The sequence below is a fragment of the Kurthia sp. ISK08 genome (genome assembly GCF_046159805.1).
GTDB classification, from domain to species: domain Bacteria; phylum Bacillota; class Bacilli; order Bacillales_A; family Planococcaceae; genus Kurthia; species Kurthia gibsonii.
Genome location: NZ_JBJXHL010000005.1, coordinates 137403 through 152349 on the forward strand (window position 1 = coordinate 137403; position 14947 = coordinate 152349).

General features: G+C 36.9%; 12 protein-coding genes. 8 read left to right on the forward strand and 4 right to left on the reverse strand.

Annotation, left to right across the window (positions count from 1 at the left end; translation table 11 throughout):
- The first annotated feature begins 16 nt into the window (after positions 1 to 16).
- Positions 17 to 769, forward strand: a complete 753-nt coding sequence (locus ACKVQX_RS10770) for a threonine/serine exporter family protein (protein ID WP_068456248.1) — start codon at positions 17 to 19, stop codon at positions 767 to 769.
- A gap of 13 nt (positions 770 to 782) precedes the next feature.
- On the forward strand, positions 783 to 1235 hold the full coding sequence (locus tag ACKVQX_RS10775) for a threonine/serine exporter family protein (protein WP_068456244.1): 453 nt from the start codon (positions 783 to 785) through the stop codon (positions 1233 to 1235).
- 208 nt (positions 1236 to 1443) lie between these two features.
- Here the strand turns inward: ACKVQX_RS10775 and bioB are convergent, their stop codons facing one another.
- The 3 genes from bioB to ACKVQX_RS10790 form a co-directional block, all read right to left on the reverse strand.
- On the reverse strand, positions 1444 to 2457 hold the full coding sequence (gene bioB / locus ACKVQX_RS10780) for a biotin synthase BioB (protein ID WP_068456242.1): 1014 nt from the start codon (positions 2455 to 2457) through the stop codon (positions 1444 to 1446).
- Positions 2454 to 3059 carry a biotin transporter BioY gene (locus tag ACKVQX_RS10785; protein ID WP_068456239.1) on the reverse strand — a complete coding sequence of 202 codons (606 nt, stop codon included), beginning with the start codon at positions 3057 to 3059 and terminating at the stop codon, positions 2454 to 2456. The genes bioB and ACKVQX_RS10785 overlap by 4 nt, the downstream gene beginning before the upstream one ends.
- Positions 3060 to 3224: 165 nt before the next feature.
- The gene (locus ACKVQX_RS10790) at positions 3225 to 5255 is read right to left on the reverse strand and encodes a bifunctional diguanylate cyclase/phosphodiesterase (RefSeq protein ID WP_068456236.1); all 2031 of its coding nucleotides are present in this window, start codon (positions 5253 to 5255) and stop codon (positions 3225 to 3227) included.
- Positions 5256 to 5460: 205 nt separating this feature from the next.
- Here ACKVQX_RS10790 and ACKVQX_RS10795 point away from each other — a divergent pair, with 205 nt between their 5' ends.
- The 5 genes from ACKVQX_RS10795 to ACKVQX_RS10815 all read left to right on the forward strand — a co-directional run bounded on the left by ACKVQX_RS10795 (position 5461) and on the right by ACKVQX_RS10815 (position 11691).
- The gene (locus tag ACKVQX_RS10795) at positions 5461 to 6387 is read left to right on the forward strand and encodes a DMT family transporter (RefSeq protein ID WP_068456233.1); all 927 of its coding nucleotides are present in this window, start codon (positions 5461 to 5463) and stop codon (positions 6385 to 6387) included.
- A gap of 173 nt (positions 6388 to 6560) precedes the next feature.
- Positions 6561 to 8276 carry an ABC transporter ATP-binding protein gene (locus ACKVQX_RS10800; protein ID WP_087680899.1) on the forward strand — a complete coding sequence of 572 codons (1716 nt, stop codon included), beginning with the start codon at positions 6561 to 6563 and terminating at the stop codon, positions 8274 to 8276.
- Positions 8269 to 10086, forward strand: coding sequence for an ABC transporter ATP-binding protein (locus ACKVQX_RS10805; protein WP_206060404.1), 1818 nt, complete (start codon positions 8269 to 8271; stop codon positions 10084 to 10086). The genes ACKVQX_RS10800 and ACKVQX_RS10805 overlap by 8 nt, the downstream gene beginning before the upstream one ends.
- Before the next feature lie 115 nt (positions 10087 to 10201).
- Complete coding sequence (locus ACKVQX_RS10810; protein ID WP_409136304.1) at positions 10202 to 11065, forward strand: GNAT family N-acetyltransferase; 864 nt, start codon at positions 10202 to 10204, stop codon at positions 11063 to 11065.
- A 20-nt stretch (positions 11066 to 11085) separates the two neighbouring features.
- Positions 11086 to 11691 carry a GDSL-type esterase/lipase family protein gene (locus ACKVQX_RS10815; protein WP_068456222.1) on the forward strand — a complete coding sequence of 202 codons (606 nt, stop codon included), beginning with the start codon at positions 11086 to 11088 and terminating at the stop codon, positions 11689 to 11691.
- Positions 11692 to 11751: 60 nt separating this feature from the next.
- Here ACKVQX_RS10815 and helD read toward each other — a convergent pair whose 3' ends face one another.
- Positions 11752 to 13974 (reverse strand): RNA polymerase recycling motor HelD, encoded by a 2223-nt coding sequence (helD, locus tag ACKVQX_RS10820; RefSeq protein ID WP_409136305.1) that lies wholly within the window; start codon positions 13972 to 13974, stop codon positions 11752 to 11754.
- Between the two features lie 204 nt (positions 13975 to 14178).
- Here helD and ACKVQX_RS10825 point away from each other — a divergent pair, with 204 nt between their 5' ends.
- Complete coding sequence (locus tag ACKVQX_RS10825; protein ID WP_409136306.1) at positions 14179 to 14904, forward strand: glycerophosphodiester phosphodiesterase family protein; 726 nt, start codon at positions 14179 to 14181, stop codon at positions 14902 to 14904.
- Positions 14905 to 14947 lie beyond the last annotated feature (43 nt).

The following is a 14947-nucleotide window of genomic DNA, read 5'->3' on the forward strand; positions in this document are numbered from 1 at the left end:
GAGGACGTTTGAAAATATGCCTCATAATAAAGAGGAAGAATTAGCAATTAACTGCTTTTTACTTGCAGGACGTTTGCTAGTTCAATGTGGTGCGGAAACTTATCGTGCAGAGGATACAATGTTGCGCATGGCACAATCACAAGGTTATCCAGATGCACAAAGTTTTGTGACACCTACAGGAATCATTTTTTCTGCAGGACATGAACGACCTACAAGGATTGCTCAAATTCCTAGTAGAACAACTGATTTAGAAAAAATTGCACAAGTTAATAATGTTTCGCGAAATTTAACTGCACGAAATTATTCAATTGAAAAAGCTTATGAAGAATTACAGCGAATTGAAAAGACAAATTTCTTTTTTCCTACCTGGGTCCAAATTCTTGCGGCAGCCATTGCTAGTGCATGCTTTTTAATCTTATTTAGAGGTATATGGTCGGATATGCCGATTGCCTTCATTGCTGGCGGTGCAGGTTTTATCGTATTTATGGCGATTCACTCCTTAACCAAAGTTAAATTTTTTGCAGAGTTCACAGGTGCTCTTTTTGTAGGTGTTATTGCTTTCTATGCTGTGGAGTTCGGATATGGATCGCAACTCGATAAAATTATTATAGGGTCTGTTATGCCACTTGTACCAGGTGTACCAATTGCAAATGCAGTACGTGATTTAATGGCTGGACACTTCGTATCAGGTGTAGCAAAAGGTGTCGAAGCCTTTTTAACAGCTACAGCAATTGGTGCTGGTGTAGCACTTGTACTATTAACATTTTAAGGAGGCAAATCGATTGGAATATGTGATTCATATCATACTGAGCTTTATTGCAACTGCAACATTCGCAATTATTTTTAATGCACCAAAAAATACACTGTTTCACTGCGGTCTTGTTGGGGCCATTGGCTGGGGGATCTATTTAGTCTTCACCAATCATGGTGTAGATATTGTACCTGCATCATTTGCAGGAGCATTTGTTATTGCCATTGTAGCACACATTTATGCAAAACGTTTTAAAACCCCAATGTTAATTTTCAGTGTAGCAGGAATTATCCCACTTGTACCTGGTGGGATGGCTTATAATACAATGCGTCATGTAGTGGAAAAAGATTATACACAGAGTATTGAATTTGCAGTGAAGACGAGTTTAATAACAGGTGCGATTGTGATGGGATTAGTTTTTGCGGAAGTATTTATGCAATTAATTTTTACAGCACTACGACGTCGAAAAATACCTACGAAATAAAACGCATAGTGACTATTTTTATACGTACCCTTTTTTCTTCTATTGAGTATGTGTTTATTAAAAAGAAAAGAGGATGAGACATAAGTATGAAAATATCATCTTATATGAGCATAAGAAAAACCGGAATCGCGCCACAGCGCGATTCCGGTTTTTTGTTGCGAACTCTAAAAGGAAAATGAAATGTTTTTTCTCATCCTCGTCTTTTGTTTTAACTACATGAAGTAGTTATAGGCTCTTTTGATAGTGGTTCTAAATCAACTTCAAAACCTAAATCTTCAAGCATTTGTAAGTCGGATGATTCCTCTTGTCCACTCGTTGTTAAATAATCCCCGATAAAAATTGAGTTTGCTGCGTAAAGGCTAAATGGTTGTAAACTTCTTAAATTTACTTCACGCCCACCAGAAACACGAATTTCTTTTGTTGGATTAATCATACGGAAAAGTGCAAGGACACGTAGAGCATAAAGTGGTGTGACTTCTTTTGTTCCCTCTAAAGGTGTACCGTCTACTGCGTTTAAAAAGTTTACTGGAATTGAATCAGCATCTAATATACGTAAGCTTTTCGCCATCTGTACGACATCTTCTTTAGACTCTTTCATACCAATAATAACACCTGAACAAGGAGAAATACCCGCATTTTTCACTTTTTCAACAGTCCCCACACGATCTTCATATGTGTGCGATGTTGTAATATGTTCATGATGATTTTCTGATGTATTTAAGTTGTGATTGTAACGATCGACACCGGCTTCTTTTAATCGTTCTGCTTGCTCTGGTTTTAGAATACCAAGACATGCACAAACCGTCATATTTGGGTTTTCAGCTTTAATTTCTTTTACAGCATCTACTACAATATCCAATTCACGATTCGCAGGACCACGACCACTTGCTACGATACAATACGTACCAGCTTGAACAACGCTTGCTCGTCTCGCACCCTCTACAATTTCTTCTTGTTTCATCATGGCATACTTTTCAATCGGTGCTTTTGAAATAATAGACTGTGAGCAATAGCCACAGTTTTCTGGGCACAGACCAGATTTCGTATTAATAATCATATTTAATTTCACTTTATTACCATAGTAGTGATAGCGAATTTGATAACTCGCCTGCAATAACTTAAGTAAGTCTTGTTGTGGTGTTTCTAAAATAGCTAGAGCTTCTTCATCTGATAATAAATAGTTTTCCTCAATGATCTGTGTAGCTAATTGTTCATAATTCATGATTTACGAACTCCTTTCAAGACGAATTGCATGCGATAGGCAAAGAAGCCAGATAGTACAGATAGAATGATATCTTTTGGAAGCGGAGGCATCATCCACAACCAAGCAATTTGATATGTAAAGTTCTCAGGAGCTGCTGCCCATAGTTTATAAGCGAAGTACATCCAATTTGTTCCGAATACATAGTTGATGACCATAGCTACAAGTGCTGCAGCAACATACATCATTTTTGTATTTTTCATTTCAATCATTTTTCCTGCTACATAAGCTGCAAAAATGAATGACACGATGAAACCAAATGTCGGACTTAATACTTGGCTAAAACCACCGCTGAATCGTGCGAATACGGGTGCGCCGGCTAAACCGATTAGCATGTAGACTGTAACGGCGATAGCTCCTCGCTTACTTCCTAAAATTAATCCAGCTAAAATTGCGAAAAATGTTTGGAGTGTAATTGGAACACCACCAACGACCATGAACGGTGCAAATGATGTGATGTTCGCCCCAATCATCATCAATGTAGCAAACATAGCACAATAGACTAAATCTACAACGCGTAATTTCGTTTTCGACTTTGTCATCGTTGTTTGACTTGTTGTCATTTCTAAATCCCCCTCAAATGAGTAAAAATTGAACATGTAAGTTGTTCAATATCCAATTTAATACTTTTTCTGTTTTTGTGTCAACTTATTTTTAATTTAAGTTTACTTAAAAGTAGTTAAAAAAACACCTCAACCAATCCGTAAAGAACAGTTGAGGTGCTTATTTTATAATAATTCATTTGGTGTAAATAAAGTTTCGATATCTTGCGGAACTTTAGGGCGACTTAATTGATAACCTTGAATTGCATCGCAGCCAGCTTCTCGTAAAATCGCAATTTGTTCTTCTGATTCAACACCTTCTGCAACAACGCGCATGTGTAAAGAACGTCCAAATTGAATCATACCTTGAACTAAAGCACGCGTTTTCTCTTGGTAGACAATCGGTGCGATAAACGAGCGGTCAATTTTAAACTCTTCTAAAGGTAATAGTTGCATATAACGGAATGAAGCATAACCTGTTCCAAAATCATCTAATGAGAATTTAATCCCTTTAGCTTGTAATTTACGCATTTGGCTAACAATCGATTCTTCTGCTTCTGCTTCAAGCGCAAATTTTTCTGTAATCTCAATTTGCAGTAAATGTGGTGGACATTGTGTACGTTCTAATACTTTTAAAATCGTATCAACCATATTTTTATCGCGGAATTCACGAATCGATGTGTTAATACTAATGCGAATTGGTGTCCCTGCATTCGCCCATTCAACAGCTTGTTCACAAGCTTTTTCAAGCATGAAGCTGCCGATTTGATTAATTAAACCAGTTTCTTCTGCAATCGGAATTAAAATATCTGGCGGTACAATCCCAATTTCAGAGTCTTCCCAACGTACGAGCGCTTCAACAGTTGTGATTTCATCTGTTGTTAAATCTTGTTGTGGTTGATAAAGCACGCGTAAATCTTTTTGATTTAGTGCAATCAATAATCGTTTTTCAATAATTGAACGGGTACTTAAAGATTCATGGTCAGCCTTAGATAAGCTCATAATAAGATTTCCGCCCTCAGCTTGTACCTTTTGGATTACTGAGTTGGAAGCTTTGAATAAGTTACTAAATGTACTTTGGTCTTCAGGGAATTTTGTAATACCACCACTTACAGTTAAAGGAGTTGAAGTATGATCCAAGTAAATCGGGTGTTGTGTTAAGTAAGATAAGAACCCTTGGATAAACCATTCACCAAGTGGCGTTAATACAACAAACTCGTTGACACTAATACGGGCCATCGTACTATCTTGGAAATACATTTTCATGCGATTTGTGAACTCTGTTACGAGTACAGCTTCTGTTTGCTCATCATATATTTCTTTTAGTGAATAGAACTTGTCGATACTTAAAAAGACGAACGTGAAGTGATGACCTTCTTCAATCATCTCGTTGACGATTTGTTCTAGACGGTAACGGTTCATCAGTCCAGTCTCTTGATCGATGTAGGCGATTTGTTCTAAACGATTTTGTAACATCTTTTTATCGGTAATATCATTTTCTAAAAATAGATAAGAAGGTCGATTCTCTTTATTTTTAGCAATTGGAATAGCGGATAATTCTACCCAATAAGGTTGTCCATCTTTTGTGATTTGTTCAACTTCACCATGCCATGTACGGTTATTTTTCAGCGTAGACCAGATTTTATCCGCTTGTTTTGAGCCTTCATCTGTTTGTGGGAACATTTGCCATAATGTTTTCCCGATAATACGTTTTGGTGTCCATTTACTATATTTTAAAAAGTTCGAATTGGCTGCTTCAATTAAACCATTCTCATCAATTGACAACATCATGAAGGAATCTTCTAAACCGGATCTTAAATAAGATAACTGTTCTTCAAAATTTGCATCAGAAATGTTACGATCGGATGGTGTCAAACTAATGACTAAATAAGGCTGATCTTGAATTGTCCAAACAGTAAAGAATGTTTTACATAATATGCGCGTTTGATCTTTTGTTATATATGCAAGGTAGCCCATGTCACGTACTTCGGGTTTGTCAATTAATTGTTCAAAAATTAGTTCGTTTGTAGCGAGTTGACTTTGTTCAGCGAAAGGTACTGGGTAACCAAGTGCGTCATTCGTATCGTAACCTAAATATTTCTCCGCTGTATGGTTCCATAGAATGATTTCTCCGTCTTTATTGACAAGGAGAAAAGGCTGGGGTAACTGGTTAATTAATTCTTGTGAAGATGGTAATAAGATTTCACTTTCTTTCATTTTATACAACGACTCCTTGAATTTACGGTATAGTTTCTATTATAGAGAAAAAAAGTATATAAGTCATTAGTAACAGACTATGAAATAAAAATAATTTATTTTACCTAATTTTGATTTGCGTTTAAGAAAATATTATTCAAAGGAATAAAAATACAAAAAAAATCGAAAAAAATAAGCAAAAAGATGTGAAGAGGGGGTCTTAAAAATGAATCATACGACTAAGAGATTAAAAGGAATCATCATGATTATAATTGGTTCAATGCTTTGGGGAGCGACAGGACCTATGATGGAATGGGTATTATCGTCTAGTCATATGAGTGTATCATTTATGCTAACAATACGCCTTTTATTGGCAGGTTTTCTCATATTATGCTTTTTAGTTGTGACTAAAAGAGATATATATGCTATTTGGAAACAACCTTATTGGTGGATTAAACTTGTGATTTTTAGTGTGTTTGGGATGCTCGGCGTACAATATACGTTTGTTGCTGCGATTCATGCAAGTAATGCAGTTTTAGCAACATTATTGCAATTTTTAGCACCTATTTTTGTTGTGCTATATGTGTCATTCTCACAAAAGATGTTTCCACCGAGATATCAAATATTCGGTATCTTAGGGACATTAATCGGCTTGTTCCTATTGCTAACAAATGGTTCTATATCAAACCTATTAGTAAGTCCTGTAGCGCTTCTTTGGGGATTAGGTGTAGGTTTGACATTTGCTTTTTATACACTATACCCCACTTCTGTCATGAATGAATGGGGTGTACTCGTTGTAATTGGATGGAGCATGTTAATAGGTGGTTTGCTTCTTGGGTTCTCAAAAGGTTTTTGGGAATTTAAACAATATGCGCTACTTGCAGAAAGTGATACGAATCTAATGTTATTAGCGATTATTTTCTTTGGTACAATCGCTTTTATCCTATTTTTAAGTAGTATGAAATATATTTCACCTGTTGAAACGAGTATCTTATCGAGTTTCGAACCATTAACTGCAATGTTTATATCGGTTATTTGGTTGGGAAGTGTACTCGCGGGCGTTCAAATCATCGGAATTATTCTTATGATTTTATGTGTTGTCTGGTTATCAATTGAAGGAAATCGACAATCAGTGAAGATGAAGGAAGAATAGAGAGGGAGTGGGTGAACCATTCCTTCTTTTTGTATATAAAGATATAAATAGTTTAGTTTAAAGTGATTTTTAAATCATGACGATAACTATTTTTGAATGCGAAACATTTATCTAGAGAAATGAAGTGAGAATATGTCATAATAAACAAATCAATGAAGTCGGGAAGGTGTCTTATGCGAAAAGTTTTTTCTTATATAGGCCCTTATAAATGGGCAGCCTTAGTGGCCTTCATGCTGATGTTAGTCGAGTTAGCAGTTGAATTAGTACAACCACTCATCATGGCAAAAATTATCGATGAGGGTGTAGTCGCAGGGAATTTACATACGGTTATTTTATGGGGAAGTATCATGCTTGGACTCGGTGTACTTGCTTTTATAGCAGGGATTTCAAATGGTTTCTTCTCAGGACATGCAGCACAAAGTTTTGCGTATGACTTACGAGTTGCGCTATTTAAAAAAGTACAATCTTATTCAATGCATAGCTTTTTAAAGATTCCTACATCGAGCATGATTACACGTATTACGAATGACGTGACGCAAGTACAAAATATTTTCTTCATGTCATTACGTTTTATGATGCGTGCGCCTCTTGTTGTGATTGGTAGTCTAGTTATGGCCTTTTTAGTGAATGCTAAGTTGGCAATTTTTTTAGTGATTGGGATTCCATTTTTACTTATTTTCTTATGGTTCATGGTGCGAAAAGGTGCGAAAAACTTTGGGAAAGTTCAAAGACGTGTCGACCAAGTGAATCGTAATATTCAAGAAAACTTACAAGCGACACGTTTAATCAAAGCGTATATGCGCGGTGTCTATGAATCGACTAAATTTAATCAATTAGCAGCCGCATTAAAAACAGATACGATGAAGGCACTTCGTTTAATGGAACGTATCCAACCTGTTTTATTAATTGTCATGAATGGTGCTTTACTCGTTATTTTATGGCTTGGTGCAAAAGAGATTCAAGCAGATCGCATGCCTGTCGGTGATTTAGTCGCAATCTTCAACTACACGATGCGCATCACAGGAAACTTTAGCATGTTTGCGATGATTATTACGTTTTTCTCGCGCGCTTCTGCTTCAGCCAATCGCATGAATGAAATTTTATCGATGGATGAAGTACAAACCGTTCAGGAAAATAAAGAATATAGTCCATATTATGTCGAAGCACGTCATATTACATTTAAGTATGATGAAGAAGGAAAGTCTATTTTACATGATGTATCGTTCGCAGCGAATCGTGGTGATACGATTGCAGTTATGGGTGCTACAGGTTCAGGGAAGTCCTCGTTACTCCAATTATTACCTCGTCTGTATGATGCAACGGAAGGTACGATATTTGTAGAAGGAAAAGACGTGAAAAGTTATGATCCGCATGATTTACGTCAAAAAATCGGTTATGTACCACAACGTTCTCTATTATTTACAGGAACGATTTTTGAAAATATTACATGGGGGAATGAACATGCGACGCTAGAAGAAGTAGAGCATGTATGTAAGATTGCACAAATCCACGAGACCATTATGCGTTTTCCAGATGGTTATGAAACACGCGTAGGACAAAAAGGTGTGAATTTATCTGGCGGGCAGAAACAACGTATTGCGATTGCGCGTGCCTTGATTCGTCAACCAGAACTCTTTATTTTCGATGATAGTATGAGTGCGCTCGATTTAACGACTGAAGCGAAGTTATGGCAGGCATTAAATGAATATGAAGACGCAACACGTTTTGTAGTGACACAAAAGATCGCAACAGCGAAAAGTGCCACATGTATTTTATTAATGGATCAAGGTGAGGTAGTTGCACAAGGAACGCATGAGGAGCTTCTTGAAAATAGTGCACTTTACCGAGAGATTGTCGCTTCACAGCAGGAGGTGAATACGAATGTTTAAAGCATTTCAATATAAACCGATTTTAACAAAAGAAGATATTCAGTCACATCAAAAGAAAAAACGAGCGAAGACATCGAATATGAAAGGGACGATTGGTCGTATTTGGCAGCTTGTAGACGAACAGCGTATTCTACTACTTGTTGTATTAGCAATGGTCTTCTTAAGCTCTGTCGGAATGTTGCTAGGACCTTTATTAATTGGTCGTATGATTGATGAACAAATTTTACCGAAGAATTTAATTGGTATTGGTCCAACACTCATACTATTGGCGGGAATTTATATTATGGTGTCAATTACGTTATTTTTACAAAACTACTGGATGATTGGCATTGCCCAACAAACTGTTTACCGATTACGTACACAATTGTTTGAAAAGTATCAGCGCCTGCCGATTTCATTCTTTGACCGTAAACAACATGGTGATTTAATGAGTCGTATGACGAATGATTTAGATAATGTGAGTTCTACATTAAATAGTACATTCATTGAAGTATTTTCAAGTGCACTCATTTTAACAGGAACATTCACATTTATGATGATTTTGAGCCCACTTTTAACCATTGTGACGATGATTATTATTCCGATGATGTTTTTAGCGACGAAGTGGATTACACGTCGCACAGGTCCATTATTTAAAAAGCAACAAGCGACACTTGGTGCATTGAACGGTATGGTAGAAGAAACAATCTCAGGACAATATGTTGTTAAAGCTTATTCGCAAGAAGAACGCATGATTCGCCAATTCGAGGAGAATGGTCAACGTTTACGTCGCACAGGTTACTGGGCGAATGTCTACTCAGGTGGTATTCCGAAAGTGATGAACTTCTTAAATAATGTCAGCTTTGCGATTGTTGCAGGATTTGGCGGTTACTTAGCTTACAAAGGGCATGTCACAATTGGGATTGTCGTGATTTTCGTTGAGTATGCTCGTCAATTTACACGTCCACTGAATGAATTAGCGAATCAATTTAATAACGTGTTATCTGCCATCGCAGGTGCAGAACGTATTTTTGAGATACTGGATGAGCCAGAGGAAGTAGAAGAAGGAACGAAGTCTTTAACGAAAAGACTGGCGGGGAATATTACGTTTGATCACGTTGATTTTAAATATGATCCACAAAAAGAACCGTACATTTTACAAAATGTGAACTTTAATATTCACTCAGGTGAAACGGTGGCGCTCGTCGGTGCGACAGGAGCAGGGAAGACAACCATTATGCAATTAATGGCTCGCTTTTATGAAACAACTTCAGGACAAATTCGAATCGATAACCAACCGATTGAACAGATTTCGCGAGAAGATTTACGCAATCAGATGGCATTTGTTCTTCAAGATCCGTTCCTGTTTGAAGCATCTATTTTAGAAAATATTCGTTATGGTCGATTAAATGCCACAGATGAAGAAATCATTGAAGCATGTAAACAGGCGAATGCCCATGCTTTTATCGAACAATTAGAAGATGGTTATCATCATGTGTTAAAACCTGAAGCGAGTGATTTAAGTCAGGGGCAGAAGCAGTTATTATCCATTGCGCGAGCGCTTATTGCAGACCCTGCGATTCTGTTATTAGATGAGGCAACTTCAAGTATTGATACCGTAACGGAACTGCATATTCAACGTGCATTAAATCATTTGATGAAGGGCCGTACAAGTGTTGTTATTGCGCATCGTCTCAATACAGTGAAAAATGCAGATCGAATTTTTGTTATGGAACAAGGACAATTAGTCGAACAAGGTACGCCAGAAGAGTTAATCGAGAAGCAGGGAATTTATTACGGTATGTTACAACAAGGGAAAGCAATTGAATAAAAGATATGAGGAGAATCGAAAATTATCCGATTCTCCTTTTCCATTTTCTTGAAAGTTGAACGAAAGGCGAATAGGACTTACAATAGGAGATATTCTATAAGGTAACGGTGATAAAATGAATGTATTTGCGATGAAGGCAACGTATCCACTTGATACATTGACACAACAAGAGCTAACTCAATTATGTGAAGATGCAGCGCTAACTGATGGTGTGAATTATTTGGAATGGATGCATGAACAAGATTGGAATGAGTGGGATACACGTGGTTTTTTTGTTTTTATCTATGACGAGGACCATGACCGCTTAGTAGCAGCATTGAGCGCTTTTGATGCATTTGGTTTACATGCATACGAATGGTCGATGGTCATTGAACCTTTATATCGTTCAATTGGTTTAGAAGAAGTATTAATTGATGGATTAAAACATGGACTAGAAGAAAGACAAGCGACAGGTGAAATGGCAGTTGTCGATCAGCGTCAAGAGATGAAACAAGTTCTTGAACAACAAGGATATGTATATAGTTCATCAAAGCTTCAAATGATGACTACCGCGCAACAAGAAAATGACGTGGAATTCAATGTACGTCCGTATCAACCAGATGATTTGCAAGTTGTTCAACAAATGATGTCAGATGGTTTTGGTGACTTACCTGAAGAAACAGAAGAATTTATTGCGCTCATGGATGGGGAATCGAGTAGTCACGTTTTTGTGGCAACACAACAAGATGAAGTCGTTGCGATGGTTACAACAGCAGTGTTGGAACGACAATTATGGATTACATCTTTTACAACACTAGCTTCCAAACGTCGTCAGGGAATCGCTTCAAATTTAGTGAAGTGGGTAAAGAATGAAGCATATAGACAACAACTTGAAAGTGTTAGATTAGAAGTAGAAACTGAAAATATCGAAGCACTTACTTTTTATAAACAAGCTGGTTTTGAAGTAGTGGAACAAGTCGATTATTACATTGTGAAATAAGCAGCAAAGAAGGGTGACATATGAAAATAGTTTGTTTTGGCGATAGTTTAACTGCTCGAAAAGAAGGTTATCCTAAGCCAATGTTGACGATGATGTTATCGGAAAAGGTAAAAGGGCATATATATGTGAATATCGGACTTCCTGGGAATACGACGGTGTCTGCGCGAGAGCATTTAAAGTCAGAAGTTTTGGAAGAGCATCCAGATGTCGTAACGATTCTTTTTGGGTCGAATGATTGTTCTGAAACGAAACAAATCCCTTTATCCATTTATGAAGAAAATCTCGCATTTTTTGTGAAAAAAATCGGTCCTAAAAAAGTCATTTTGATTACGCCACCTCCTGTAGACGAGCATAAACAAAAATATCGTACGAATGCACGCATTCACGAATATGCAGATGCGGTACAACGCGTAGCCGCACAGTATCAATGTACATGTATTGATTTTTTTGAACATGTTTATACACAACCGGATTATGAAAAATTACTCGTTGGAAAAAGTGACGATGGCTTACACTTCGGTGAAAAACTCTATGATCAACTCAGTGACTTAATTGCAGATGAGCTGAGAAAACGTGAACGTGAAGCAGAAAAATCACTTTGGCGAAAAATGATGGATAAGTTGTAAAAATAGATTACTAAAAGTAAAAGGAATCGTGCCACAAATAGCGCGATTCCTTCTTTTAATTTAATCCAATAAAAAATATTGTTTCGTCGGTGCTACAAGATGTAATTCGTGCATGGCACGCGTTAATGCAACATAGAGTAATTTACGTTCTAGTGGTGTATCTTCAAAAGCTTCTTCACTCGCTACGAGAATTACTGCATCGAACTCAAGTCCTTTTGCGAGGTGACTTGGTACGACAAGGATAGCATCTTGGTCAATTTCCGATGTTTCATCTAGTAGTAATGCAGCAACTTCAGCTTGTTGTAACTTCTGTGTTAGTATTTTTGCTTCTTTTGTCGATTTACAAATACATGCGATTGAGCGATGTCCATTGGCGCGAATTTGTTCATTTATTGTATGAATCAACTGTGGATCAATTCCATGCATTTCATGGAATTCAGGAATAAGTCCATGACGTACAACCGGTTCGACAAGTGTTAAATCTTCCTTCATTCCTTGAAGAATTGTATTCGCAACGTCCATAATTTCAATCGTTGTACGATAGCTTTTTTGAAGTGTCTTATAAGAAGCACGAGGGAATAGTTCACGTACAGGTTCCCAATTCGTAAGTGAACGATAACTATGAATACCCTGTGCTAAATCACCAACCATCGTGAATAAATCTGTATCGAGTCCATCTCTTAAAGCTGCTAATTGGAAAAGACTATAATCTTGTACTTCATCAATGAAGATAGCGCGCATTTTCCATTCATCTGAAATTCCTTTAATTTTCGCATGCAAGTAATAAAGTGCTGCTAAATCTTCTGTCGCATAACGCTCTTTTTGATGGAATTTTAAAAATGTATGACGTTCTTCTTCTGACCAATTGGGTGTTAATTTAGCTAGAAGTATGTCATCAGTTAAAAGTTGTCGATAGATCTTTTTAATATTTTGTTTTGAGAAAGGCTTCATGTAACGTGTAACAAGTGTTTTTGCTTCTTTTTCAATTGCGGGGATACGCATATCACGTTCATCAATCCAGCGCGTTACTTCTGCTTTTCGCTTTACTGGGTCAATGATGTTTAGCGCACGTCCTAAAATATCGTCATATTTGCGGTTCAAATCATACAAAATCTTCTTCTTTTTCATCTGTACGGTACGTTGTACAACAGCTTTGATTTTTTGAATTCGCTTTTCAATTGGTAAGTAGGCATACTCCGTACGGAATAGTTTTAATAATTTTGTGCCACGTAGTAGACGGTATTTTTCAAGAACGACATCTGTAAAGTGTTGTTCATATTGCGCATTCATTTCAGCAATTAATCCGTCCATTAAATCACGATATTCGAGTGAACCTTTTAACTTGGTAATCCAGAGTACATCATCTTTTGCTTTTTGTTCGATAAGTGATTCAAGTAATTCATTCGGAGCAGTTAGTTTTAAAGAGAGTCCAATTGCTTTTTGTACATATTCTTCATATGTTGTTTGACAAATTGCGCCGACACCAAGTTCTGGAAGTACATCCGAGATATAATCGATAAAAAGTTTATTCGGTGCTAAAATCATTAATTTTTCTGCTTCGAAATGTTCACCCAGTGTGTAAAGGAAGTAGGAGATTCTGTGAAGGGCAATCGTCGTCTTCCCAGATCCAGCCGCTCCTTGTACGATAATCGGTTGTTTTAAATGCGCACGAATAATTTCATTTTGTTCAGCTTGAATGGTTGAAACAATTTCAGTTAATCGAACGTCAGCTTTCCCAGCAAGTGCATCTTGTAGTAGCGCATCATTCGTCGTTAAGTCAATGTCTCGTACATCAAGTAGTTCACCATCTTCAATTTTATATTGGCGTTTAGAATAGAGGTGACCTTTGTTTTCGATGTCATTCACCATATACGTTAAGTCGCCTAAACGTCCATCGTAATAGACATTTGCGACTGGTGAGCGCCAATCGACAATGACGGGTTCTTGCGTTTCTTTATCGAATAGTGAGGTTTTCCCGATATAGAGTTTTTCATCGGGCTCGCCTTCTTTTTCAAAGTGAATACGCGCAAAATAAGGCTTCGATTTAATTGCTTCGAGCCCTTCTTGTTGATTACTCGCCATATCAAAAAAGCGAGTATTCGTTAAAATATTTAAGTATCCTAAGCTGGAATCTAAGTAGTCGAGGTCTGCAATGGAGTTTCGAATGATTTCTTGTGCATTAGCTAAATCTTCTTCTGATTCATGCAGTAATTTTTCCATAAAGTTTTTCACATAGGTGAGATGTTGTGCTTCCTGTTGAAAATCAGGATGTTGTTCAGACATAAAAAATCCTCCCATCGAAATATCGTTTTTGAAACGTAATGGAATGCTTGACACGGCCCTTCATACTGCTTCAATCCCTTTAATAAAAGGACAAAAACGGCTTTCTTTGGTAGAGTGACAAATACTATCATACGTTTTTTAAAAAAGATTTGCAAAAACGAGGAATACCTTTCATGATGTAATGGAAGATAGGAGAGAAAAGATATGAAAATTTTTGCCCATCGAGGTTTCTCAGGTGATTATCCTGAAAATACATTACCAGCTTTTGAAGCAGCATCAAAACTTCCCGTAGAAGGAGTTGAATTTGACGTCCAACGTACAAAAGATGGTGTACTTGTCGTTCACCATGATGAAAAACTTCATCGCACATCGAATGGTAAAGGACATTTGAAAGACTATACATTTTCAGAGCTTCGTGAGCTTGATTTTGGTAGTTGGAAAGATAAAAAATTTAAAGGGACACAAATTCCGACACTTGGAGAAGTATTACGTGTATTCAAAGATACACATCATCTCTTAAATATTGAGATTAAAACAGATGTGGTGGATTATCCTGAAATTGAACAAGCGATTATGGAACAAGTCGATTACTTAGATATGACAGATCGTGTCATCTATTCATCATTTGACCATGTGATGGTCGAAAAATTATTGCGTGTGGCACCGAATAATACAACAGCTGCGCTATTTGAAAAAATTTTAGTGAACCTACATGAATATGGTGAAAAAATTGGCACGAAGCATTTACACATTTCATTGAATGCAGCTAAAAGAGGTGTAATTCGTGAAGATATTCAAAAGGGTAGTATATTCCGCGTATACACTGTTAATAAAATAGAAGATTACGATACAATGGAGAAATTAGGGGTGGAGGCTGTATTTACAGATGTCCCAGATGTGTTATTAAAGCATCGGAAAAATAAATCATAATAAAAGAGTCACACTGTTTTTAAAATTCAGTGTGGCTCTTCAT